We start from the raw sequence: 22,952 nt of genomic DNA on the forward strand, positions 1-22,952 counted from the left end.
TTAGGTATACTAAAGACTTCTTTTAGGTATACTAATCATTTATGGATGCCGAAGCAAGACTGGGCGCGCAGGTGCGCTCGACGGTGGGGCGCCTCTACCGGCGCTTTCGCAGCGAGCGGCCCGACGGCAGCCTCGGCGACGCCGCCCTCGACGTACTGACGCACCTGCAGAAGACCGGGCCGCAGACCCTCACGCAGCTCAGCGAGCGCGCCGGCGTCTCACCGGCGTCGATGAGCCAGAGCGTGAACCGGCTCACTTCGGCGGGCCTCGCCGTGCGCACTCCCGACCCGGGTGATCGCCGCAAGGTGCTGTTCAGCACCACCGCCGAGGGTGACGAGCTCGCGGCCTCGACCCGCTCCCAGCGGAACGCGTGGCTCGACTCACGGCTGCGCGAGCTCAGCGCCGAGGATCAGGCCACGGTCGCGAAGGCGTGCGAGCTGCTGGATGAGATCACGGGGGCTTAGGCCGCGACCCTTTCGAGACGCGCACAGGGCGAGAAGGGTCTCGATACGCCGGCTTCGCCGGCTACTCGACCAGCGTGGCGGCCGGCAGCTTGGCCAGGGCGTCCTCGACCGCGACCCACGAGAGCATCGCGCACTTGACACGGGCGACGTAGCGCGAGGCTCCGCCGAGCACGACGGCATCGCCGAGCAGCTCCTCATCGCCGCGGGCCGTGCCGCGCGAGCGCATCATCTCGCGGAACTCGTCGATGCGGTGCGTGAGGTCGGCGGCGGGCAGGTCGACGACGAGATCCGAGAGCAGCGAGGCGGATGCCTGCGAGATCGCGCAGCCGTGGCCCTCCCAGCTGATCGACTCGACGCGGTCGCCGGCCGCGTTCACGTGCAGCTGCACGGTGACCTCGTCGCCGCAGGTCGGGTTGAGCTGGTGCGATTCCGCCGCGGCGCCCTCGCGCAGCCCGAAGTGGTGGGGCGCGCGGGCGTGATCCATGATCGTCTCGCGGTAGAGGTCTTCGAGGTCGTCGCTCACCCTCTCAGGCTACGTCGCGCGCGCGCATCCTGTCTGGGATCAGTCCCGGCGCTCAGTCCCCCGACAGCGCCTGCGAGACGCCGTGGGCGGCGGCCTGCAGGTCGGCGCCGGCCCCTGCCGCATCACCCGCGGCCACGGCCTGCTGCGACTGGGCCAGGAACGCGTCGGCCGCGGACTTCTGGTCCGCCGTGAGCGTGCTCGAGGCATCCGTATACCGCTTGAGCAGTGTGCCGGCCTGCCCGATCTCGGCCACCGGTGTCTTGGGGGTGACGGCGAGCGCGACGGCCACGGCGTCGTCCAGCGAGTTCACCTGTGCGACCGACGTCGCGGTCGACCGCGGAGCGGGCGCGCCCACCTGGGCCTTGGGCGATCCGACGCCCGTGCAGCCCGCGAGCGCGAGCGCTCCGGCGAGCGCCAATGTGACCACAATGGGGGACGTTTTCCTCACGGTGCCACGTTATCCGCAGGGCGCGGCGTGCTGAAAGGATCGTTACATGAGCGACTCACTCGTGCTCGGCCTCGACACCTTCGGCGATGTTCTCGAGGACGACAGCGGCCGGCTGAAGACGTATGCCGCCAGCATCCGCGACATCGTCGAGCATGCCGTGATCGCCGACCAGTCCGGCGTCGACGCGCTCACGCTGGGCGAGCACCACCGGCCCGAGTTCGCGATCAGCTCGCCCGAGATCGTGCTCGCCACCATCGCCGGCCGCACCTCGCGCATCCGACTCGGCACCGGGGTCACGGTGCTGTCCTCCGACGACCCCGTGCGCGTGTTCGAGCGCTTCGCGACGCTCGACGCGGTGTCTCACGGGCGCGCCGAGGTCATCATGGGGCGCGGCTCGTTCATCGAGTCGTTCCCTCTCTTCGGCTACGACCTCGCCGACTACGAGCTGCTCTTCGAGGAGAAGCTCGGGCTGTGGGCGAAGCTGTTGACCGAGCAACCCGTCACCTGGCGCGGCAAGACGCGCGCGCCGCTCACCGACGCCGACGTCTACCCCAAGACCGAGAACGGGCTGACGACGTACGTCGGCGTGGGCGGGTCACCGGAGTCCGTGGTGCGCACGGCGCGATACGGATTCCGGCTCATGCTCGCGATCATCGGTGGGGCGCCTTCCCGGTTCCGGCCCTATGTCGACCTCTACCACCGCGCCGTCGCCGAGCTGGGTCAGCCCGCCCTGCCGATCGGGGTGCACTCCCCCGGCTTCGTCGCCGACACCGACGAGGAGGCGAAGGAGCTGCTGTTCCCGCGCTTCAAGAAGGTGCGCGACCGGATCGGCGCCGAGCGCGGCTGGGCCGGAGAGGTGACGCGGGAGCACTTCGAATACGAGGCGGAGTCAGGCTCGGTGTACGTCGGATCGCCCGAGACGGTCGCGCGGCGCATCGCCGCCACCGTGCGCGAACTCGGCGTGCAGCGCTTCGACCTGCTGTACACCTCGGGCTCGGTGCCGGCCTCGGCCGCGGCGCGCGCGGTCGAGCTCTACGGCACGAAGGTCATCCCGATGGTCCGCGACATCCTGAGTTCCTGAGCGCCGAGACGCGCGAAAACGGGGTTTTCGTTCGAAATAAGCCCGTTTACGCGCGTCTCGGCGGCGGCTACGCGGCTACGCCGGCTGGGGCACGGATGCCGCAGGCGGGGCGAGCTTCGAGGCCGGAACCACCCGGCCCCGCGCCACCGCCAGGGTCGTCGCGGCGAGCGCACCGAGCAGCCAGAGCACGAGCCCGACGACCGAGCCGGCAGACACCGCGGTGCCCTGCACGACGGCCTCGACGAGGTGCTGCGCCGGCACGATCGGCGTGAAGGAGGCGAGCGTCGACATGAACTGCGGCGCGGTGCCGACGAGTGAGGTCGCGAGCCCGAGCAGGATCACGAGCAGCGAGACGAACCGCCCCGTGCCGCCGAACACCGCGACGAGCGCCTGGTTCACCGCGGCGAAGGCGACCCCGGCGAGGGCGCCGACCCCCGCGAGGCCGAGCCACCCCGCGGCGTCCAGCTGCAGCAGGGGCTGCAGGGCTCCCGCGACCGCGACGCCCTGCACGACGCCGATCAGCCCGGGCAGCACGAGCCCACGCAGCGCGACGGCGATCGACGAGCGCGGTGAGCCGAGCGCGGTCACGGTGACGGGCCGCAGCACGATGAAGCACGCGAGCGCGCCGAGCCAGAGGGCGAGTACCCCGAAGAGCGGGGCGGCGAGCGCGCCGAAGCCGGCGGACGCCGCCGACTTCACGCCGACCGGGGTGGCGACCACCTTCGAGAGGTTGGCGCGTTCGGCATCCGTATAACTCGGGATCGACTTCACGGCGGTGCCCAGCCCATCGGCGAGCTTCGTGGTGCCGTCGGTGTACTGCTTGACGCCGTCGGCGAGCTGCGCACTGCCGTCTGCCGCCTGCGTGCTGCCGCTCGCGAGCTGCTGCGCCGCAGTGGCGGTCTGCGACAGCCCGGACGACACCTGGTTCGCGCCGCCCGCGAGCTGCTGCGCGCCGCTGGCACTCTGGGAGAGTCCGGATGCCAGCTGCGAGGTGCCCGTCGCGAGCTGATCGGCGGCCGACGAGAGCTGCGAGATCGCCCCCGGCAGCTGGGCGAGCTGTTGTACCTGACCTGATGCCTGCTGCAGCCCGGCGCCGAGCTGGGCGAGCTGGCCCGGCTGGAACGCGCCGGTGAGCTGGGTCAGCGCGCCCGAGAGTTGTGCGCACGCGGTCTGGTCGCCGGCGGTGCAGCCCGCGATGACCCCGGACGATTGCAGCTTCTCCACCGTGTCGACGACTTGCGAGCCGCCGCTCAGCCCCTGGCCGAGCTGCGCGAGCTGTGAGAGCTGGGCGGTCTGCGAATTCAGCTGGTCGAGCCCCGATGCGAGCTGCTGCGCCCCCGAGGCCAGCGGCTGCGCGCCGTCGGAGAGCTGCTGCACCCCGCCGGCGAGTCCGCTGACGCCGCTCGCCACACTCGAGGCGCCCGACGCGAGAGGGGTGAGCCCGTCGGCGAGCTGCCGCTGGCCGGAGGCGAGCTGCGCCTGCCCGTCGGCTGCCTGCTGCGCCCCCGAGGCGAGCGACGACCCCTGATCGGCGAGTTGCTGAGCCCCCGAGGCCGCCTCGCCGAGCTTGTCGCCGAGGGTGTTGAAGCCGAGGTAGACGTTGTCGAGGTACGACGCCGTGAGCTGGTTGCCGAGCATCGACGCCGCGGTCGTCGCGATCGTCTGGCTGATGGTCTGGTCGAGCAGCTTCGAGGAGTCAGAGGTCTGCACCTGGATCGTCGCCTTGCGCGCGGTCGCCGCGTCGGCCGTCGAGGTCGCCGCCGCCGAGAAGTCCTTCGGGATCGTGATGACGGCGGTGTACTTCCCGCTGTCGAGGCCGTCTGCGGCGTCCGTCTTGTCCGTGATGACCCACGAGAAGTTCTGCCCAGCCTTCGCCGAGCCCGGCTTCACGGTGCCCACGAGGCCCGACGACAGCTCGCGGCCGAGCGGCACGGTCTGGCCGTTCAGCTTCACGGGCTGGTCGTTGTTGACGATCGCGGCCTGCATGCGGTCGAGCCGATCCTGCGGGTTCCACAGCGCCCACACGAGGATGCCCGCGATGACGAACGGCACGAGCACGATGCCGACGATCGAGACGACGGAAAGCCCGCGTCGCGAGCTGACGCGCTCGGAGAACTGGGTGAGGAAGGTCACGGGGTCACCTCTGCGAGGTCGCTTTCGAATTCGGTGGATGAGACGGATGCCGGCAGCAGGGCCTGTGCCCGCGACGGCCGGGTCGTGCCGATCAGCACGGTGACCGGCGCCCAGCCGTCGCCCCCGGCGACGAGCTCGGCGATGGTGCGCCGCAGGCTCTCGATCGCGACGGGGTCGCTGAGGCGATCCGCGCCGTCGATCGCGACGAGCTCGACGCCGGGGCGCAGTGCGGCGAGAAGACGGGCGACCGAGGCATCCGTCTCGATCTCGACATAGGCCGAGCGCCTGCGCACCGCGCCCGCCCTCTCGGGCAGCACGTGCCCGAGCACCTTGAGCGTGCCCGAGTCGGTCTTGGCGCGCCCAGAGGCGGCGAGCATGATCGCGCGCACCGCGGCGGGGTCCGAGGCGGTGATGACGGATGCCGCACCGCGCGGCACCCGCGCCGAGAACCCGTCGAACACGGGGCCGCGCGGGCTGTCGAGCCCCACCTCGTCGGCCGCAAGGGCCAGGTCGCTGCCCGGCTCCGGCCAGTCGGCGAGCGCGAGCTCGCGCTCGAGTCCCTCGCCCTCCATGTCGAACCTGGGCAGGGCCCGGTCGAGCCACTTCGGCAGCCGCCAGGCCCACTCGCCGAGCAGCGCGAGCACGGCCGGCACGAGCGTCATGCGCACGAGGAACGCGTCGACGAAGACGCCGACCGCGAGTCCGAGCGCCATCGGCTTGATGGTCGAGTCACCCTCGGGGAAGAACGCGGCGAAGACGCCGAACATGATGATCGCCGCTGCGGTGACGACCTTGGCCGAGCCGAGGAATCCGGTCTCGACGGCCTTTCTCGCGTTGCCGCGATGCACCCACTCCTCGCGCATGCGGCTGACGAGGAAGACCTCGTAGTCCATCGCCAGGCCGAAGAGCACGCCCATCAGGATGATCGGCAGGAAGGAGATGACCGGCCCGGTCTGCTCGACGCCGAGAATGCGGTCGCCCCAGCCCAGCACGAACACGGCCGAGACCGCGCCGAGCGACCCGACCACGCTGAACAGGTAGCCGACCGTCGCCTTGATGGGCACCGCGATCGAGCGGAACACCATCGCGAGCAGGATCAGCGAGAGACCCACGACGAGCGCGCCGAACGGCAGCAGGGCGCCCGCGAGCCGGTCGGAGACGTCGATGCCGAGTGCCGTGAATCCGGTCACCGAGATCGTCACGCCGTACTTCTGCTGCAGGTGCGGGCGCAGGTCACGGATGTCCTGCACGAGCTGCGAGGTCGCCTCGCTCGTCGGCGCGCTCTTCGGGATGACCTGGATGATGCCTGTGTCAGCGGTCGCGTTCGGGGTCGCGAGCGGCACCGCCGCCACGTCGGGCAGCTTCTTGATCTCGGCGGCGAGGTCGTTCATGAGGCCGACGGGGTCGTTGCTCGTGACGATCGTGCCCGTGACGATGAGCGGGCCGTTGTAGCCGGGACCGAAGTGCTCGCTGACGAGGTCGTACGCCTGACGCGCGGGCGACGAGGCGGGCAGCTGGCCGGCATCCGTCAGATCGAGGCGCAGCTTGCTCGCCGGGAACGCGGCGAGCGCGAGGATGCCGGCGACGACGACGATCGTGACGACGGGCCACTTCGTGGCGGCGCGCACCCAGCCGAGGAAGAAGCGGTTGGGCTTGGGCGCTTCATGCACGACAGTGACGGATGCCACGTCAGAGCTTCCTGCGCCGGCCGACGCCGCTCGCGCCGCGGCCCGTGCCGCCGTGCGCTGGGCCCGCCTCGACGGGCGGCCGAGACGTTCGCCGCAGAAGGCCAAGAGCGCGGGCACCATCGTCAGCGACATCAGGACCGCGACCGCGATGCCGAGCGCCGCCGCCGCGCCCATGGTCGTGAGGAACGGGATGTTCGCGACCGCGAGCCCGAGCAGCGCGATGATCACCGTCACGCCGGCGAACACGACGGCGGAGCCGGCGGTGGCGAGGGAGCGTGCGATCGACTCGCGGAACTCCATGCCGTGCCGGCGCTGGTCGAGGTGCCGGCTGATGATGAACAGCGCGTAGTCGATGCCGACCGCGAGGCCCAGCATGAGCGCGAGCAGGGGCGTGGTCGAGGTGATCGGGCTGAACGCGGTGAGCAGGTAGATCGCGGCCGTCGAGATGCCGACGCCGAGCAGGGCGGAGAGCAACGGCAACCCGGCGGCGAGGAACGAGCCGAAGGTGACGATCAAGACGACGATCGCGATCACGAGGCCGATGCCCTCGGTGGCCGAGACGGCGGGAAAGCTCGTCGAGAACAGCGACCCGCCCAGCACCGCCTGGCTGCCGTCAGGCAGCGATTTGCCGAAGCTGTCGGCTGAGTCCTGCAAGGCGTCCTTCTGAGCGTCGGTGACGTTCGTCTCGCTCTCCGACATCTGGATCGAGATGATGCCGGCGCGCCCGTCGTCGGAGACGAGGCCGCCGTTCGCGTCGAACGGCGAGGTCGCGGAGGAGACACCTGGCAGCTTCGCGAGGGCGGTCGCCTCGTCGGCGATGACCGTCTTGAACGCGGCATCCGTCACCTTCGACCCGTCGGGCGCGACCACGACGAGCTGCGCCGATGCGCCCGAGACCTGCGGGAAGGTGCGGCCCAGCTGGTCGAGCGCCTGCTGCGCCTCGGTGCCCGGAATCGACACCGAGTTGTCGAAGCCCTTGTTGAACAGGGCGGCGCCGCCGCCGATGAGGGCGAGCAGCACGATCCAGCCGACCAGCACGACCCACCGGAAACGCGTGATCCAGCGACCGAGCGCGTAGAGAACGGATGCCATCCGCGAGCCTTCCTGCCTGACTACCCCGCCCGATACACGGGTGTATCGAACTCCCTGCGCCTAGGTTAGCCGTTCGATACACTGGTGTATCGGGGAGTTCGCTGAGAGGATGGTGCGGTCATGAGCACGGCCGAACAGCCCGCTGCCGCAACGTCGCGCAGCCGCGAGCACACGCGCGAGAAGCTGATCGACGCCGCCTTCGAGGTGTTCGCCGAGGTCGGCCTCAACGCCGCCTCGGTCGAGCAGATCACCGAGCGCGCGGGGTTCACCCGCGGGGCGTTCTACTCCAACTTCGACAGCAAGGTCGAGCTGTTCTTCGCGATCGCGGACGACAAGTACACGCGGGCCTCGGCGGGACTCCAGTCGGGGGTCGACGCGATCCTGGCCGAGGCGCTTCCGGTGGGGCATCCGATCACCGCCGACGCGCTCGAGACCATCGTGACCGGCGTGCTCGGCCTCACCGTCGTCGACTCGAAGCTCGCGCTCTTCGAGTCGGAGTTCGAGGCGCTCGCGCTGCGCGACCCCGAGATCGCCGTGCGCTATGCCGGGCACACGCGCGCGGTGATCGCCGGCGTCGCCGCGCTGCTCGAGGCGGCGCTCAGCCGCATCGGCGTGCGCTTCCGGCTGCCGCCCGAGCAGGCGACGCGTCTGTTGATCACGGCCTACACGGCGGCGATGAAGACGCACCTGCTCGCCGGCGGCGGCGACCAGCCGAGCGCCGCGGACCTCGGCGACGTGACGGCGCTAGCTCTCGTGCTCACGGAGCGGATGCCAGACAGCTGAGCGTCCCGCGAGCCCCGGTTCGGCACCCAGCGGAAGGGTGCGCCTGCGAGTCATCGCCACTTTCTGCGGCATGCGAGCGCGGGAGGCCGCGAGAAGTGGCGACGGCTTCGGGGCGGGGACGGATGCCTGAGGCATCCGTCACCTCGTCACGACTACGCGTGCGTGACCGAACGCACCGCCTCGGCGAGCGCTGCCGTCAGCTCGGCCGCGGTCAGGCGCGGGCCATAGCCGGGGGTGCCGCGCTCGATGCGCCAGCTCTCGGCCGGGCTGACCTCGACCGCGTCGTAGCCGAGCTCGTCGTAGAAGCGGCGGGTGAAGTCGCGCGCGTCGGCGTAGTCGCTCGCGAGGGCGAGGGCCCGGCGGTTCGGGTCGCCGGCGGGCAGGCCCTGCACCGGGATGTGCTTCCAGTTGATGTGGTTGAACGCCTTCACGACGCGCGAGGTGGGCAGGTGCTCCTGCAGCAGTCCGGTGGTCGTCGCCCGCTCTTCGTCGAGCGCGGCGATGCGACCGTCACGCTGCTCGTAGTAGTTGTTCGTCTCGAGCACGATCTTGCCCGCGAGCGGCGCGGGGTCGACCTGCCAGATGTTCTTCAAAGGGATCGAGACGAAGGCGATGTCAGCGGCAGCGGATGCCTCAGCCGCCCATGCCGCCCGGGCATTCGGGCCGATTTCCGCCACCAGATCGGCGAGCGTCTCAGGGGCTCGCGAGTTGCTGACGACGACGTTGTAACCGAGCTGGGCCGCGAGGCGGGCGACGGTGCCGCCGATCTGACCGGCACCGACGAATCCGAGAGTTGTCATGTTCGCGGCAACCCCGCCGAGCGCGAAGTCATTCCGCCGGTGTTCCGCTGCGGCGGTCCGTTACGAATTGAGACCACTGTGCTTTGCCCGCGCACGAGCGCCACGTACCTTCGAGTCACCGAACCACGGAAGCAGGTGAACCCATGTCCCGCACGATCTCGTCGACAGTCCTCCCGATCCAGCGGGCCATGGCGGGCGCCACGCCGCGCGCCTGGCAGGACGGCCTCGTGGTCGAGGCATCCGGTTCGCTGCTGGCCGTCGCGTTCCTCGACGGCACGGTCGCCGAGCTGCGCGTCTTCGACGCGGTCGGGCTCAGCGCGGGCGAGCCCGTCGCCTACCACCCCGTCGCCGAGATCCTCGACGCGGGGCGGGTCGCGACGACGGCGCGGGCGGCGTAGCTCCGAGCGTTTCGAGACGGATGCCTACGGCATCCTCCTCGACGATCGGGGGTCAAGCCACCTGGGCCATCATGGCCTCGCACTTCATGACCATGTCGTCGCAGGCCATCGCGCAGTAGCGGCAATGCTCGGCCATGTCGGCGTGCATGCGGCACTCGGCGGCGCACGCCTTCCCCATCGTCATGCAGGCCATGAGCATCGCCTTCATGACCTCCATGTCCATGCCGGCGGGGCGCATCATCATGCGCATCGTGGCGTCAGCCATGTCGGCCATGTTCGAGCACATCGCGGTGCACTTCGCCATGTCCATCTCGGTCATGTCGGCGCCCGCGCACATCGTGGCGGCCATCGAGCAGGCGTTGAGGGACTGAATGCAGTCCTGCATCGCCATCATGTCCATCGGCATGCTGCCCATGGGCATGGACTTCATCATTTCCATCGTGTCCACGTCGGTCTCCCGCATCTCGTGTCGTCGCCGGTTGAAGAACTCGCTACGTTACGAAATGTTACGGGGCCAGCGGGCGCTCCGCATCGAATTCGGCGATCAAGTGCCGCACGACGGCGCGCAGATCGCCGCCGGCGGCGTGCGCCGCACGCAGCTGCCGCTGATATCCGGCCCCGACGGCGAGGATGTCGTGGACGCCGGCGAGCTCGGTCAGGCATCCCAGGTCCGCCGCGATCGGCTCGAGCACGGGCAGCAGCTCGCGCAGGTGCTCGCGCACCGTGAGCTCGCGGGCATCGGCGTCCGAGATCGTGATCACGTCCATTCCATAGCGCGCGGCGCGCCACTTGTTCTCGCGATGGAACCAGGGCGGCAAGGACCGCAGCTGCTCGCCGGCGTCCAGCCGCCGCGAGATCCACTCGACGAGGCACTGCACCAGCGCGGCGATCGCGGAGAGCTCGAGCGGGTTGCTGACCGCGTCGCACGCCCGCACCTCGATCGTGCCCCAGCGCGGCGCCGGGCGCACGTCCCAGCGCACCTCGGTGACGTCGTCGATCACCCCCGTGTGCACCAGATCGGCGACGTACCGCTCGAAGTCCGCCCAGTCGCCGAGCGCCCACGGCAGGCCCGCGGTCGGCAGCTGCTGGAAGACCAGCGCCCGGTTGGAGGCATACCCCGTCTCCTCCCCCGCCCAGAACGGGCTCGAGGCCGAGAGCGCCTGAAGATGGGGCAGATAGGTGGTGAGCTCGTCGACGATCGGGATCACCTTGCGCACATCGTCGACCCCGATATGCACGTGGATGCCCCAGATCATCATGTTGCGACCCCACCACTGCGTGCGCTCGACGAGGGTGTGGTACCTGGTCTTCTGCGTGATCTGCTGGTCGTTCCAGCGCGCGAACGGGTGGCTGCCCGATGAGAGCAGCACGACGTCGCGCAGGTGGGCGGCCATGCGCACCGTGTCGATGCGCAGCCTCAGGTCGGCCACGGCGTCGGCGACCCGGCTGCGCGGCTCGCTGATCACCTCGACGGTGTTGGTGAGCAGCTCGCCCGTGATCCCGAGATGCGCGCCGAGCTCGTCGAGGATCGCCGGGGCGGCGGGAACGAGGTCGCCGGTGCGCGCGTCCGCGAGCATCAGCTCCCATTCGAGCCCCACCGTCGAGCGCCCTGAGCGCGCGAACGAGATCGTCATCAGCGCCGCATCACCCTGCGCGCGAGCCAGTTGCCGAAGAACTGACCCAGTTGCACGATCACGATGATCACCGCGACCGTGACGTAGATGATCGGGTAGTTGAAGCGGTTGAGCCCGTACTGGATCGCGAAGTCGCCGAGGCCGCCGCCGCCCACGGCTCCGGCCTGCGCGGACATGTCGACGAGCGCCACATACACGAAGGTATAGCCCAGGATCAGAGGCCCGAGGCCCTCGGGGATCAACACCGTGAAGATGATGCGGGCAGGGCTCGCCCCCATCGACCGCGCCGCCTCGACCACGCCCGGGTCCACCGCGACGAGGTTCTGCTCGACGATGCGGGACACGGCGAAAGCCGCCCCGAGCGAGATGGCGAACGCGGCGCCCTGCACGCCGAGGTAAGTGCCGAGCACCCTGACGGTGAGCGGCTCGATCGCCACGATGAAGATGATGAACGGCACGGGGCGCACGATGTTCACCACGACGTTCGTCACGAGGTTGGCCGTGCGATTCTCGAGCAGGCGGCCCGGCGCGGTGGCATAGAGCAGGATGCCGATGCCGAGGCCGATCACCCCGGCGACGATCAGGGCGACGAGCACCATGACGAGCGTCTGCCAGATGGCGCCGTAGAACGTCGGCAGGTCGGTGATGAGGTCGGTCATTCCGCGTCCTCCTCAGCGACGACGACGCCGTTCACACGCAGCGCGGCGAGCGCGGCATCCGTCGCGGCGTCTGACCCGATCAGCTCGTAGGTGAGTGACCCGATCGGCTTCTCCTGCAGCTCGCTGATGCCGCCGTAGACGATCTCGCCCGAGACGCCGTGCTCGGCGAGCGTGCTCGCGAGGAGCCCCGCGAAGCCGCGGCGGTCGGGCACCTTCACGGTGACGAGCCGGCCGGCGTGGGAAGCCCGCAGCCGCTGCAGCGTCTCGGCCGAGGGCCGGTCGCGCAGCACCGTGGCGACGAACCGCGCGACCGTGGGCGTCGACGGCGAAGCGAAGACGTCGTACACGTTGCCGAGCTCGGCGAGGCGGCCGCCGTCCATGACGGCGACGCGGTCAGCGATCGCGCGGATCGCATCCATCTCGTGGGTGATGACGACGATGGTGACGCCGAGCTCGCGGTTCACCTTCTTGAGCAGGGCGAGCACGTCGGCCGTCGTCTCGGGGTCGAGGGCGCTGGTCGCCTCGTCGGCGAGCAGCAGCTTCGGATCGGTGGCGAGCGCGCGGGCGATGCCCACCCGCTGCTTCTGCCCGCCGGAGAGCTGGTCGGGATAGGCGTGGGCGCGGTCGAGCAGCCCGACGAAGTCGAGCAGGCGCGCGATGCGCCGATCGCGCTCCGGCTGCTTCACCCCGGCGAGCTTCAGCGGGTAGCCGACATTGCCCGCCACGGTGCGCGAGTTGAACAGGTTGAACTGCTGGAAGATCATGCCGATCTCGCGGCGCACCGCCCTGCGCCGCTTCTCGGGCAGCGCGGTGAGCTCGTCGTCACCGACGAACACCCGCCCCGTCGTCGGCAGCTCGAGGGCGTTGATCAGGCGCACAAGCGTGCTCTTGCCCGCGCCGGAGTAGCCGATCACGCCGAGGATCTCTCCCTGGATGACATCCAGGGAGAGATCCTGCACCGCCGTGACCGGGCCGGCCGGGCTGGCGTACGTCTTGCTGACGCCCTCCAGTCGGACCAGTGCGTCGGTCATGCTCAGCCCTTGGCCGCCTTCTCCTGCTCCTGCGTCTTCGCGAGCAACGTCTGCAGCTCCTTGGCGCTCAGGTCGCTGAACACGGCGCTGCCTCCGTTCACGTCCTGCACCGACTTCTCGACGCTCGGGTCGAGGTAGAGGGCCGCGAGCTCCTGGTAGAGCTTGTTGTCCTTGTCGGCTGCGCGGGCCACGAACACGTTGACGTAGGGCTGCGCGGAGGGGTCGCTGGGGTCGTCCTTCGCGATGATGTCGGTGTTCGGCAGCTTCGCGTCGGTCGCGTAGTTCTTGTTCACGATCGCAGCCTCGACCGAGCCGGACTGCAGGGCGCGCGCGGTCTGCGCGGCATCCAGGGCCGTCACCTTGATCTTGGAGGACGTGATGTCGTTCACGGTCGAGAACGGCGAGCCGCCGTCCTTGAGCTCGAGCAGGCCGGCCGACTGCAGCACCAGCAGGCCGCGCGCCTCGTTGATCGCGTCGTTCGGGATCGCGACGGGCGCGTCTGCGGGCAGCTCGGAGGGGGTCTTGTACTTCGTCGAGTACAGCGGCAGCGGGTAGATCGCGGTCGGTCCGATCGGCTGCAGGTCGTCGCCGCTCGTGTTGTTGTAGTCGGCGAGGTACTCGATGTGCTGGAACTCGTTGAGGTCGAGCTGCTTCTGCCTGAGCGCCGGATTCGGCTGGCTGTAATCGGAGAAGTTCACGAGCTTGACCGTGACGTTGTACTTCTTCTTCGCGAGGTCGGAGTAGATCTTCCAGTACGGCTGCGAGGCATCCGTCACCCCGATCGAGACGGTCTGCGGCTTGCTCGCCGCTGCGCCGCTCGCACCGCCGGAGGCCGCGTCATCGGCCTTTGGCTTCGCGACATTGACGACGATCAGGACGACCGCGACGATGACGACGACGGCTGCGATCACGATGCCCGTGATCAATCCGGTGCGACGTGTGGGCTTCTCGGGAAGCCGCGGAGGCAATGACGGCTCGGACATGGGTGCTCCTTCTCCTCGTGGGGTGAGCGTCCATCGTCACGGGCCGTCGGCGGGTGGGCCAATTCATGTTGCGCCGCGTTGAGCGATGTGACGTCACACTGCGACAGGGCAGGGGTCGGGGCCGGCTCAGGCGACGGCGACGGATTCCCGAGCCGGGGTGCGCGTGATGGCGAGCGTCGGCTCGGGCCACTCTGGGTCGGGGATCGACACGCGCAGCTCAGGCAGCACCTCGGCGGCGAACAGCTCGAGGCTCTCGCGCAGCGCGCTCTGCCCCAGCTCGCCGCCGTGCCCGCTGATGTGGATCACGGTGTTGCCGAACGCCTCGTGATAGCGGTGGATCTTGTCGAGCACCTCCTGCGGGCTGCCGACGAGGGCCGAGCTCTGGGCGAGGTACTCGTCGTAGTCCGCGTAGTTCGTGAAGGTGCCGGGCAGCTGGTGGCCGCCGGTCTCGCGCAGCGAGGCGGCGAGCTTCTCGTAGGACGGACGGAACGCCGCCCGCGCGTCCTGCGAGTTGGGTCGCACGACGAGCGCGATGTGGCCGGCGCCGACCGTCGCGTCCCTCGGGTCGCGGCCGAACTCCTCCCACTTCCGGCGGTAGTGGTCGATCAGCCGGCCGTAGTGCTCGAGCGGGTTGAAGCCGTTCGCCGAGAAGATCGGATCGCCGTGCTCCGCCGCGAGCTCGACAGAGCGCTCGGCAGAGGCCGAGCCGTGCCAGATGCGGACCTTCGGCTGCAGCGGGCGCGGCCAGATCTCGGCATCGCGCAGGGGCGCCGTTCTGATGCTGGGCACACCGGCCGGGGCATCCCACGTCACCTTCTGCTCGCTCCAGATGCGGCGCAGCAGCAGGTAGTTCTCGCGGATCGTGCCCCACGCGTCGAGCCGCCCGATGCCGAACAGCTCGGCCTGCTCAGGCCCGTTGCCCTTGCCGATGATGAGCTCGAGGCGGCCGCCCGAGAGGTTGTCGACGGTCGCGTAGTCCTCGGCGACACGCACCGGGTCGAGCACCGAGAGCAGCGTCACACCGGTGAAGAGGCGGATGCGCCGGGTGAGGGCGGCGAGGTGACTCAGCACCACGGGTGGCGCGCTCGACAGGAACGGCGGGTGGTGCCGCTCCCCCACCGCGAAGCCGTCGAAGCCGAGCTCCTCGAAGAGGATCGCGCTGTCGACGGTCTGCGTGAGGCGCTCGGCGGGCGTCGGGACGCGCCCCGAGGCATCCGGCGTGTTCGGGATGATGTCGAGGCCGATGACCTTCACTGCGCGCTGCTTTCTGGCGTGGTGGTGAACTCACGGCCCGGGATCGCCTCGAGCAGGCGGCGGGTGTACGCGTCGCTCGGGGATTCGAGGATGCCTGCCGCCGCGCCCGTCTCGACGAGGCAGCCGCCCTGCATCACGCCGACGCGGTCGGCGACCTGGCGCACGACGGCGAGGTCGTGCGTGATGAAGAGGTAGGCGAGCCCGAGCTCCGCCTGCAGGTCGGTGAGCAGCTGCAGGATCTGCGCCTGCACCGACACGTCGAGGGCCGAGACGGCCTCGTCGAGGATCAGCAGCTCGGGTTCGAGGGCGAGCGCGCGGGCGATGGCGACGCGCTGGCGCTGCCCACCGGAGAGCTCAGCGGGGCGGCGGCTCGCGAACGAGGCAGGCAGCGCGACGAGGTCGATGAGCTCGGTGACGCGCCGCGCGCGCTCGACCCGCGGGCGGCCGAAGGCGCGCAGCGGCTCGTCGACGGCATCGGCGACCGTGAAGCGCGGGTCGAGCGAGGCGTACGGATTCTGGTAGACGAGCTGCAGCCGGCGGCGCAGCTGCCGCAGCCGCTCGCCGCGGGCGTGCGTGTAGTCCTGCCCGTCGAGCACCACGGTGCCGTCGCTCGCCGTCTCGAGGCGCGCGACCAGCCGGGCGGTCGTGCTCTTGCCGGAGCCGGATTCCCCGACGAGGGCGAAGGTCTCGCCGCGGGCGATCTCGAAGCTCACGGCGTCGACGGCGCGCAGGCGGTCGCGGCCAGAGCCGAAGTCCTTCGTGAGGTTCGTAGCAGTCAACAGCGGCGGGCGTGGGGTCCGCGGTGCGGCATCCGTCTCGATCCGCTCCCTGACGCTCGCCGAGGGCTGGAGCCGGCCGCTCGCGAGCGCGGGAGCCGCGGCGACCAGGGCGCGGGTGTACGGATGCCGTGGCGAGCCCAGCACCTGGGCGGCAGCGCCCTGCTCGACGATCTCACCGCCCTGCATCACGAGGATGCGGTCGGCGCGGTCGGCGGCCACGGCGAGATCGTGAGTGATGAGCAGCACGGCGGTGCCGCGCTCGCGCACGAGGTTCTCGAGGTGATCCAGGATCTGCTTCTGCACCGTCACGTCGAGGGCGCTCGTGGGCTCGTCGGCGATGATCAGCTCGGGCTCAGGGGCGAGCGCCGCCGCGATGAGCGCGCGCTGCTTCATGCCGCCGGAGAGCTGGTGCGGGAACTGCTTCGCGCGCAGCGCCGGCTGCGAGAGCCCGGCGAGCTCGAGCAGGGCGACAGCCCGCTCCCCAGCGGCGCGCCGGCTCGCCAGCTTGTGCACGCGCAGCGCCTCGGCGACCTGCTCGCCGATCTTCTTCACGGGGTCGAGCGAGACGACCGGGTCCTGCGGGATGAGCCCGATGCGCGCGCCGCGCACCTCGCGCCACTGCCCGCGGCTGAGCTTCGTCAGCTCGATGCCGTCGAAGGCGAGCTCGTCGGCGCCGACCCGCGCGGTCGGGTCGAGCAGGTGGATGACCGCCTGCGCCGTCGTCGTCTTGCCACTGCCGGACTCGCCGACGATGGCGACGACCTCGCCGCGGGCCACCTCGAAGTCGACACCCCGCACCGCCTCGACGCGGCGGCCTGCGGCTTCGTAGGCGACGCGGAGGTTCTTGACGCGCAGAAGGGCGTCTGAGGCATCCGTCGTCATCGTGCTGCTCCGTTCTTCTCGAACGCGCGGCTGACCCGGTTCGCAGCCAGCACGACCGCGACGATGATCAGGCCGGGGAAGGTCGTGAGCCACCACGAGGTCGCGAGGTAGTTGCGGCCCTCTGAGATGAGGGCGCCCCATTCCGGCGCGGGCGGCGGCGCCCCGAAGCCGAGGAAGCTCAAGCTCGAGATCGCGAGCACGGCGGTGCCGAACTCGAGCGCCGAGAGCGAGAGCACCGGGCCGAGCGAGTTCGGCAGCACGTGTCGGCGCAGCACCGTGTACCAGCGCACGCCCGAGGCACGGGCGGCCTCGACGTAGAGCGCGGTCGAGATCGTGATGACCTCGGAGCGCATGACGCGCGCGAAGCTCGCGGCGCTCGCGAAGCCGACCGCGATCGCGACGTTCACGGTGCCGAAGCCGAGCGCCGTGATGATCGCGAGCGAGAGCAGCACGGTGGGGATGGCGAGCACGACGTCCATCACGCGCATGATGACGTCGTCGACCCAGCCGCGCAGGAAGCCGGCGAGCAGGCCGAGCACCGACCCGACGACGAGGGCGAGCACGACCGCGAGGAACGTCGCGGCGAGGGACTGCGCCGAGCCGTAGACGACGCGCGCCCAGAGGTCGCGGCCGAGGTTGTCCGTGCCGAAGATGTGCCGTGCGCTCGGCGCCTGCAGGCGGTCGGTGACGTTGCCGACGAGCGGGTCCTGGTGGGTGAACAGGCTGGGCGCGAGCGCCCACACGATGACGAGGGCGATCACGAGCACCGAGATGACGAGGCCCGGTCGCTTGCCGGCCGCGATGAAGAAGCGGGTCACGGATGCCGGGCGCCGGCGCGCCTCGCCGGTCGGCTCGCCCTCGTGGCGGGTCTCGGCCTCCGGGCCGCTGTCGGTGAACCGTTCGTTCAGGATGAGCTCTGACACGGTGACCCCCTAGGCGGTTGCGGCGGCGCGGCCGAGCACGATGCGCCGGTCGATGAGCGGGTAGACGAGGTCGACGGCGAGGCTGGAGACGACGAAGACCAGGGCGGCGAAGACCACCACGACCTGCACGACCGGAAGGTCGCGGTCGCCGACGGCCTGCACGACGAGCCGGCCGACGCCGGTGCGCGAGAACACCGTCTCGGTGACGACCGTGCCGGCGAGCAGATTGCCGATCAGCACGCCGACCATGGTCAGCGTCGGCAGCACCGCGTTGCGCAGCGCGTGTGCGAAGTGCACCCGCGCCTCGCCTGCGCCCTTGGCGCGCACCTGCTCGATGTAGGGCCGGCCGAGAGTGAGGCGCAGGCTGCGCGAGAGCAGTTGCGCGATGTAGGCGCCCGTCGGCACGGCGAGCGTGACGGCGGGGAGCACCAGGCTGCGGAATCCTTGGTCCCCCAATGACGGGAACCAGCGCAGGTGGAAGGAGAACCACTGCAGCAGCAGCAGGCCGATCCAGAACACCGGCACCGCGGCGCCGAGCGGCGGCAGCGCGCCGAGCGCCTGCCGCAGCCACGACGCGCGCGGGAAGGTGCTCGCGATCGCGAGCAGGAAGCCCACCACGACCGCGAGCACCAGCGCCGATGCGGCGAGGCCGAGGGTGTTCGGCAGCACCTGGGTGACCTCGTGCAGCGCGGGCTGCCCGGTCTGCGGGTTGCTGCCGAAGTCGCCGCGCAGGGCTTTGCCGAGCGCGTGCAGGTACTGCAGCCAGAGCGGCTGGTCGAGGCCGTATTCGTGGCGCAGCTGCTCGACGAGCTTCGGGTCGACCGTGCTGGTGTCACCGCCCCCGGCGGCCGCGACCGTGGCCGCGTCGCCGGGGAGGGTGAACAGGATCAGGAACGACAGCGTGTACGCAGCCCAGAGCACGAACACGCCTTGCAGCAGCCGTCTGGCCAGGTATCTGAGCATCGCCGATCCGTTCGCCTGAGTCGCCTACTTGCTGAGCCAGGCGTCGTAGAAGTCGAGACGGCTGGAGGCCTCGAACTTCAGATCGTGCACCTTCTCAGAAGCCGCGATCGTGGTCGAGAGCTGGAACACCGGGATGGACCAGGCCTCCTTGATCAGGGTCTGCACGGCCTGGTCGACGAGCTTCTGACGCGTCGCCTTGTCGGTCGTGGCGGCCTGCTGGTCGAGGACGTCGTCGACCGGCTCCACCGCTCGGTGGTTGTTGTTCTGCGTGCCGCGGGCCGAGAACACGGTGCGCACCACATCGGGGTCGGCGCGGGTCAGGTTGCCCCACGACAGCGCCTGGGTGCCGTTGTTGGTCGCAGTCGCGTCGGCGATCGTCGTCTGCTTGAGCTGCAGGTCGATGCCGACCGCCTTGAGCTCCTGCTGCACCAGCTGCAGCTGGTCGTTCGTGTTCTGCCAGTAGACGAGCTTGAACGACAGCTTCTGCCCGTCCTTCTCGCGGATGCCGTCGCTGCCGACCTTCCATCCGTCGTCGTCGAGCAGCTTCTTGGCACCCGAGACGTCCTGCGTGAGCAGACTCGACTGGTCGCTCCAGTACGGCGTGGAGGACGACAGCACGCTCTTCGCCGGCTTGTCCCACTTGGTGAGCAGCTTCGTCACGGCGCTGCGGTCGATGGCCTTCGAGATCGCCTGGCGAACGCTCTCGTCCGCCAGAATCGGGTTCTTCGCATTGGGGTAGAGGTTGTACACGACGCCCGGGTTGGTGCGGTTCTGCACCCAGAATCCGTTGCCTTCGAACTGCGACAGGTCGGTGACCTGCACGTCGGCCGACGCGTCGACCTGCCCGCTGGACAGTGAGCCGGTCAGCGTCGACGCCTCTGGGACGACCTTGAAGGTCACGCTGTCGAGGTACGCCTCACCGGTGTGCGCGTTCGTCGACGGGCCCCAGTTGTAGCCGTCCCGCTTGACGAGCACCGCCTGCTGGGCCGGGGTGAAGCTCTTCACCGTGAACGGGCCCGAGCCGACGAACTTGCCCGCGCAGCGATCGGCGACGGAGAGCTTCGTGCTCGCGTCGGAGACGAGGCCCAGGGTGAAGGTCGAGGTCGCCTGCAGGAACTGCGCGCTCGGGCCGTTGAAGTCGACCTCGACCGTCTGCGGGTCGATGACCTTGACGTCCTTGAGGCCGCTCAGATACGTCGAGCCGAGCGACGCCTTGGCGCCGAGGGCCTGGATGCCCGCGAAGTTCTCCTTGACGGATTCCGCGTCGATCGGCGTGCCGTCGGCGTAGCTCGCGCCCTTGCGCAGCGTGAAGGTGAAGCTCGACGCGTCGGCGTTGACCTTCCACGAAGAGGCGAGCCACGGCTTGATCTCGCCGGTCTTCGGGTCCTGCGAGGTGAGCGAGGCGACGGTCTGGCGCGCAATGGCGATGTCGTCATTGTTGCCGACCTGCTGCGGGTCGATGCAGCCGTTCTCACTGGAGATGGCGAAGGTCAGGTTGCCGCCGGAGACGGGCTTGTCGCTGCTCGCGGCCGAGCCGGTCGAGCCGGTCGCGTTGGAGCCGCCCGAGCAGCCGGCGAGCGCGAACGCGAGCGCGGCGGCCCCGGCGACGAGCACGGCGAGGCGCGCGCTGGTGCGTGTGGTCACTGTGAGATCTCCTGGTCGAGGGGGTCGAAATGGGGTGTGCTTCGACGCTAGGCACGGGCCGAGCGGCCCGCCCGCGTATGAACTAGTGGGTCCCTGCGTTACGAAGATGACGTCACGAGGTCCGCGGCCTGTGCGACCGGCGGCTTGACGCCGAGCAGTTCGCGCAGCGTCGCACCCTCGGGGTATTCGGTGCGGAACACGCCGCGCTCCTGCAGCTCGGGGATCACCCGATCGGCGAACTCGTCGAGCCCCGTGGGGCTCAGGTGCCCGACGACGACGAACCCGTCGGAGGCATCCCCCTGCACATAGCGGTTGATCTCCTCCGCGACGTGCTGCGGCGTGCCGACGAAGGAATGCCGGCCGGAGACGCGGATGACCAGCTCGCGGATGCTGAGGTTCTCGGCCTCGGCCAGCTCGCGCCACTGCCGCGCGGTGGCCGCGACGTCGCGATCGTGCCGCACGCGCCCGCGGGTGACGGATGCCCCGGAGAGGTCCGGCTCGACATCGGGCAACGGCCCCTCAGGGTCGTACGCCGTGAGGTCGCGGCCCCACACCTGCTCGAGGAAGGCGATCGCCGTCTGAGGGCTGACCTGCTGGTGCTGGATGAAGCGGCTGCGCTCCTCGGCCTCCTCGGCCGTATCGCCGAGGACGAAGGTGACCGCCGGCAGGATCTTGAGGTCGTCCCGGTCACGCCCGTTCGCCTCGACGCGGGCCTTGACATCGGCGTAAAACGCCTGGCCGTCCTCGAACTCCGAGTGCCGCGAGAAGATGACCTCGGCGTCCCGCGCCGCAAAATCGCGGCCGTCGCTCGAGTCGCCCGCCTGCACGATCACGGGGTGGCCCTGCGGCGAGTGCGGCAGCGTGCCGTAACCCGTCACGTCGAACTGCGGCCCGTGGTGGTCGACGAGGCCGAGCGCATCGTCGGCGAGGAACCGGCCGGCGGCCTTGTCCGCGACGACCGCGCCGTCGGCCCAGGAGTCCCACAGCTCGCGTGCCGTGGCGATGAACTCGCTCGAGCGCAGGTAGCGGTCGGCGTAGTCGAGGAAGCCGCCTCGACGGAAGTTGGCGCCGGTGAAGGCATCCGAGGTCGTCACGACGTTCCACCCGGCGCGGCCGCCGGAGAGCACGTCGAGGGTCTGCAGCTGACGCGCCAGCTCGTACGGCTCGTTGAACGTCGAGCTGAGCGTGCCGACAAGGCCGATGTGCTCTGTGATCGCGGCGACTGCGGCGAGGATCGCGAGCGTGTTCGGCCGGCCGACGACGTCGAGGTCGTGGATGTGCCCGCGGTGCTCGCGCAGGCGCAGGCCCTCGGCGAGGAAGAGGTAGTCGAACCTGCCGCGCTCGGCGGTCTTCGCGAAGTGCTCGAACGAGTCGAAGTCGATCTGGCTGCCTGAGGCCGGGTCGCTCCACACGGTCGTGTTGTTGACACCGGGGAAGTGCGCGGCGAGGTGGACCTGCTTGATCGGCTTGCCGGTGGTGGGGTTCGTTGCGCTCATCAGGCGATTTCCTTCTCGTAGCTGGCCGTCTCGTATCGGTTGGGGGCGACGGGCAGCCCGAGGCGGGCGCGCAGGGTCGCGGCGGCCTCGTCGGTGCGCGGCGTGCGCACGCCCGCCTTCTCGAGCAGGGGCAGCACGCCGGTCACGATGCGGTCGAGGTCGAGCGGCAGGCGGGCAGGGCGCAGACGGATGCCGTCCACACCGGCCGCGTGCCAGGCGAGCAGCCGCTCGGCGACACCCGCCGCGCTGTCGGCGACGATGAGCGCGTCGCTCGTGAGGGGCTCGCCCGCGAGCTCGTCCAGTCGGGCGAGGGCGGCCCGCGCGGCATCCGTCGTCTCCTCGATCAGCACCACGACGTCGGCCCAGACGCGCAGGGGCTCACCCACGCGCTCGACCCGCGTCTCGGCGTCGCGCACCTCGGCGGTGATCGACGCGAGCTGGGCCTCGTCGTGCGGGGTGATGAAGACGACGTCGCCCTGACGGGCGGCGAGCTCGTAGGGGATGCGCTGGTGCGCGAGCAGCGCGACGACCGGCTGGCCCTGCGGCGGGCGGGGCACGATCGACGGCCCCTTGACGCTGAAGTGCTCCCCCTCGAAGTCGATGTAGTGCACCCGGTCACGGTCGATGAAGCGGCCGGTCGCCGTGTCGCGGATGATGGCGTCGTCCTGCCACGAGTCCCACAGCCGGCGCGCGACCTCGATGGCGTCGGCGGCCTCGCCGAACCACTCGCTGATGAGCGCCTGCGCCTCGGGGCCGGCGAAGTCCGAGCGGTCGATCTCGGGGAAGGTGCGGCGGCCGACGTGGCCGGCCTCGTGCGGCTTGGCGCTCGCGACGGGGCGCACGCCCGCGCGGCCGCGGCTCGCGTAGTCGAGCGTCGCGATCGCGGTCGAGACGTGGAAGGGCTCGGTGTGCGTGGTGCTCACCGTCGGGATGAGCCCGATGCGGCTCGTCACCGGGGCGAGCCAGTTCGCGAGCAGCACGGCGTCGAGGCGGCCGCGCACGTCGCGCGTCTCGGCGGGGTCGACGGCATCGAAGGGGTGGCGCGTCTGCAGGCCGAAGGCGTCCTCGATGGTGAGCAGCTCGAGGCCCGCCTCGTCGGCGGTGCGGGCGAGATCGGCCCAGTAGCGCCCCGTCAGCAGCTCGGTGGGGCGGGCGGATTCCTCGCGCCAGGCGGCCGGGTGCCAGCCGGCGTCATTCAGCGCGACGCCGAGGTCGAGGCGCCGCGCGGCGCCCTGCGTTGGTGAGGGGGTCATGGCGGCGACGGTACGCAGGGACGAGGTGGCGGCGCACGCTC

The 22,952-nt window shown here is 70.4% G+C and carries 21 protein-coding genes; 4 read left to right on the forward strand and 17 right to left on the reverse strand.

Annotated features, from left to right (window positions below; genetic code table 11):
• The first annotated feature begins 41 nt into the window (after window positions 1–41).
• On the forward strand, window positions 42–464 hold the full coding sequence (locus ABD708_RS18495) for a MarR family winged helix-turn-helix transcriptional regulator (RefSeq protein WP_344757253.1): 423 nt from the start codon (window positions 42–44) through the stop codon (window positions 462–464).
• 61 nt (window positions 465–525) lie between these two features.
• On the opposite strand, the gene sufU is transcribed toward ABD708_RS18495, so the two are convergent.
• Both sufU and ABD708_RS18505 read right to left on the reverse strand, forming a co-directional pair.
• The gene (gene sufU, locus ABD708_RS18500; protein ID WP_344757255.1) at window positions 526–987 is read right to left on the reverse strand and encodes a Fe-S cluster assembly sulfur transfer protein SufU; all 462 of its coding nucleotides are present in this window, start codon (window positions 985–987) and stop codon (window positions 526–528) included.
• A 52-nt stretch (window positions 988–1,039) separates the two neighbouring features.
• Window positions 1,040–1,435 (reverse strand): hypothetical protein, encoded by a 396-nt coding sequence (locus ABD708_RS18505; protein ID WP_344757257.1) that lies wholly within the window; start codon window positions 1,433–1,435, stop codon window positions 1,040–1,042.
• A gap of 46 nt (window positions 1,436–1,481) precedes the next feature.
• On the opposite strand from ABD708_RS18505, the gene ABD708_RS18510 reads away from it, so the two are divergent.
• The gene (locus tag ABD708_RS18510) at window positions 1,482–2,516 is read left to right on the forward strand and encodes an LLM class flavin-dependent oxidoreductase (protein ID WP_344757259.1); all 1,035 of its coding nucleotides are present in this window, start codon (window positions 1,482–1,484) and stop codon (window positions 2,514–2,516) included.
• 75 nt (window positions 2,517–2,591) lie between these two features.
• Here ABD708_RS18510 and ABD708_RS18515 read toward each other — a convergent pair whose 3' ends face one another.
• Window positions 2,592–4,649 (reverse strand): YhgE/Pip family protein, encoded by a 2,058-nt coding sequence (locus ABD708_RS18515; protein WP_344757261.1) that lies wholly within the window; start codon window positions 4,647–4,649, stop codon window positions 2,592–2,594.
• A complete protein-coding gene (locus ABD708_RS18520) occupies window positions 4,646–7,429 on the reverse strand; it encodes an MMPL family transporter (RefSeq protein ID WP_344757263.1) in 2,784 nt (927 codons plus the stop codon). The genes ABD708_RS18515 and ABD708_RS18520 overlap by 4 nt, the downstream gene beginning before the upstream one ends.
• 120 nt (window positions 7,430–7,549) lie before the next feature.
• Between ABD708_RS18520 and ABD708_RS18525 the strand changes: the two genes are divergently transcribed.
• Window positions 7,550–8,212: a TetR/AcrR family transcriptional regulator gene (locus ABD708_RS18525; protein ID WP_344757265.1), complete on the forward strand. Its 663-nt coding sequence runs from the start codon at window positions 7,550–7,552 to the stop codon at window positions 8,210–8,212.
• Window positions 8,213–8,364: 152 nt separating this feature from the next.
• Here ABD708_RS18525 and ABD708_RS18530 read toward each other — a convergent pair whose 3' ends face one another.
• Complete coding sequence (locus ABD708_RS18530; RefSeq protein WP_425553327.1) at window positions 8,365–9,012, reverse strand: NADPH-dependent F420 reductase; 648 nt, start codon at window positions 9,010–9,012, stop codon at window positions 8,365–8,367.
• A gap of 143 nt (window positions 9,013–9,155) precedes the next feature.
• On the opposite strand from ABD708_RS18530, the gene ABD708_RS18535 reads away from it, so the two are divergent.
• Window positions 9,156–9,410 carry a nuclease gene (locus ABD708_RS18535; RefSeq protein WP_344757267.1) on the forward strand — a complete coding sequence of 85 codons (255 nt, stop codon included), beginning with the start codon at window positions 9,156–9,158 and terminating at the stop codon, window positions 9,408–9,410.
• Window positions 9,411–9,462: 52 nt separating this feature from the next.
• On the opposite strand, the gene ABD708_RS18540 is transcribed toward ABD708_RS18535, so the two are convergent.
• From ABD708_RS18540 to ABD708_RS18595, 12 genes are all read right to left on the reverse strand, one after another.
• Complete coding sequence (locus ABD708_RS18540; protein WP_344757269.1) at window positions 9,463–9,873, reverse strand: four-helix bundle copper-binding protein; 411 nt, start codon at window positions 9,871–9,873, stop codon at window positions 9,463–9,465.
• 43 nt (window positions 9,874–9,916) lie between these two features.
• Window positions 9,917–11,044 carry a glutamate--cysteine ligase gene (locus ABD708_RS18545; RefSeq protein WP_344757271.1) on the reverse strand — a complete coding sequence of 376 codons (1,128 nt, stop codon included), beginning with the start codon at window positions 11,042–11,044 and terminating at the stop codon, window positions 9,917–9,919.
• Window positions 11,044–11,703: a methionine ABC transporter permease gene (locus ABD708_RS18550; RefSeq protein ID WP_344757273.1), complete on the reverse strand. Its 660-nt coding sequence runs from the start codon at window positions 11,701–11,703 to the stop codon at window positions 11,044–11,046. The genes ABD708_RS18545 and ABD708_RS18550 overlap by 1 nt, the downstream gene beginning before the upstream one ends.
• Complete coding sequence (locus ABD708_RS18555; protein WP_344757275.1) at window positions 11,700–12,734, reverse strand: methionine ABC transporter ATP-binding protein; 1,035 nt, start codon at window positions 12,732–12,734, stop codon at window positions 11,700–11,702. Before ABD708_RS18555 ends, ABD708_RS18550 begins: the two co-directional genes overlap by 4 nt.
• A 2-nt stretch (window positions 12,735–12,736) precedes the next feature.
• The gene (locus ABD708_RS18560; protein ID WP_344757277.1) at window positions 12,737–13,717 is read right to left on the reverse strand and encodes a MetQ/NlpA family ABC transporter substrate-binding protein; all 981 of its coding nucleotides are present in this window, start codon (window positions 13,715–13,717) and stop codon (window positions 12,737–12,739) included.
• A gap of 126 nt (window positions 13,718–13,843) precedes the next feature.
• Complete coding sequence (locus ABD708_RS18565; protein WP_344757279.1) at window positions 13,844–14,971, reverse strand: LLM class flavin-dependent oxidoreductase; 1,128 nt, start codon at window positions 14,969–14,971, stop codon at window positions 13,844–13,846.
• Window positions 14,968–16,632 carry a dipeptide ABC transporter ATP-binding protein gene (locus ABD708_RS18570; RefSeq protein ID WP_344757281.1) on the reverse strand — a complete coding sequence of 555 codons (1,665 nt, stop codon included), beginning with the start codon at window positions 16,630–16,632 and terminating at the stop codon, window positions 14,968–14,970. Before ABD708_RS18570 ends, ABD708_RS18565 begins: the two co-directional genes overlap by 4 nt.
• A complete protein-coding gene (locus ABD708_RS18575) occupies window positions 16,629–17,450 on the reverse strand; it encodes an ABC transporter permease (RefSeq protein WP_344757404.1) in 822 nt (273 codons plus the stop codon). Before ABD708_RS18575 ends, ABD708_RS18570 begins: the two co-directional genes overlap by 4 nt.
• 114 nt (window positions 17,451–17,564) lie before the next feature.
• On the reverse strand, window positions 17,565–18,518 hold the full coding sequence (locus ABD708_RS18580; RefSeq protein ID WP_344757283.1) for an ABC transporter permease: 954 nt from the start codon (window positions 18,516–18,518) through the stop codon (window positions 17,565–17,567).
• 24 nt (window positions 18,519–18,542) lie between these two features.
• Complete coding sequence (locus ABD708_RS18585) at window positions 18,543–20,162, reverse strand: ABC transporter substrate-binding protein (protein ID WP_344757285.1); 1,620 nt, start codon at window positions 20,160–20,162, stop codon at window positions 18,543–18,545.
• A 98-nt stretch (window positions 20,163–20,260) separates the two neighbouring features.
• On the reverse strand, window positions 20,261–21,658 hold the full coding sequence (locus ABD708_RS18590; RefSeq protein WP_344757287.1) for an NtaA/DmoA family FMN-dependent monooxygenase: 1,398 nt from the start codon (window positions 21,656–21,658) through the stop codon (window positions 20,261–20,263).
• Window positions 21,658–22,911, reverse strand: coding sequence for an LLM class flavin-dependent oxidoreductase (locus ABD708_RS18595; RefSeq protein WP_344757289.1), 1,254 nt, complete (start codon window positions 22,909–22,911; stop codon window positions 21,658–21,660). The genes ABD708_RS18590 and ABD708_RS18595 overlap by 1 nt, the downstream gene beginning before the upstream one ends.
• Window positions 22,912–22,952: the final 41 nt, after the last annotated feature.

Origin of the sequence: Gryllotalpicola koreensis (assembly GCF_039538185.1) — a bacterium.
In the GTDB taxonomy this organism is placed as follows: Bacteria; Actinomycetota; Actinomycetes; order Actinomycetales; family Microbacteriaceae; genus Gryllotalpicola; species Gryllotalpicola koreensis.

What these genes read in the sequence shown, in the direction of transcription:
- ABD708_RS18495 (WP_344757253.1), top strand. Translation starts at nt 42, where the DNA reads ATGGATGCCGAAGCAAGACTGGGCGCGCAGGTGCGCTCGACGGTGGGG.
- ABD708_RS18510 (WP_344757259.1), top strand. Translation starts at nt 1,482, where the DNA reads ATGAGCGACTCACTCGTGCTCGGCCTCGACACCTTCGGCGATGTTCTC.
- ABD708_RS18520 (WP_344757263.1), bottom strand. Translation starts at nt 7,429, where the DNA reads ATGGCATCCGTTCTCTACGCGCTCGGTCGCTGGATCACGCGTTTCCGG.
- ABD708_RS18525 (WP_344757265.1), top strand. Translation starts at nt 7,550, where the DNA reads ATGAGCACGGCCGAACAGCCCGCTGCCGCAACGTCGCGCAGCCGCGAG.
- ABD708_RS18530 (WP_425553327.1), bottom strand. Translation starts at nt 9,012, where the DNA reads ATGACAACTCTCGGATTCGTCGGTGCCGGTCAGATCGGCGGCACCGTC.
- ABD708_RS18535 (WP_344757267.1), top strand. Translation starts at nt 9,156, where the DNA reads ATGTCCCGCACGATCTCGTCGACAGTCCTCCCGATCCAGCGGGCCATG.
- ABD708_RS18540 (WP_344757269.1), bottom strand. Translation starts at nt 9,873, where the DNA reads ATGCGGGAGACCGACGTGGACACGATGGAAATGATGAAGTCCATGCCC.
- ABD708_RS18545 (WP_344757271.1), bottom strand. Translation starts at nt 11,044, where the DNA reads ATGACGATCTCGTTCGCGCGCTCAGGGCGCTCGACGGTGGGGCTCGAA.
- ABD708_RS18550 (WP_344757273.1), bottom strand. Translation starts at nt 11,703, where the DNA reads ATGACCGACCTCATCACCGACCTGCCGACGTTCTACGGCGCCATCTGG.
- ABD708_RS18555 (WP_344757275.1), bottom strand. Translation starts at nt 12,734, where the DNA reads ATGACCGACGCACTGGTCCGACTGGAGGGCGTCAGCAAGACGTACGCC.
- ABD708_RS18560 (WP_344757277.1), bottom strand. Translation starts at nt 13,717, where the DNA reads ATGTCCGAGCCGTCATTGCCTCCGCGGCTTCCCGAGAAGCCCACACGT.
- ABD708_RS18570 (WP_344757281.1), bottom strand. Translation starts at nt 16,632, where the DNA reads ATGACGACGGATGCCTCAGACGCCCTTCTGCGCGTCAAGAACCTCCGC.
- ABD708_RS18580 (WP_344757283.1), bottom strand. Translation starts at nt 18,518, where the DNA reads ATGCTCAGATACCTGGCCAGACGGCTGCTGCAAGGCGTGTTCGTGCTC.
- ABD708_RS18590 (WP_344757287.1), bottom strand. Translation starts at nt 21,658, where the DNA reads ATGAGCGCAACGAACCCCACCACCGGCAAGCCGATCAAGCAGGTCCAC.
- ABD708_RS18595 (WP_344757289.1), bottom strand. Translation starts at nt 22,911, where the DNA reads ATGACCCCCTCACCAACGCAGGGCGCCGCGCGGCGCCTCGACCTCGGC.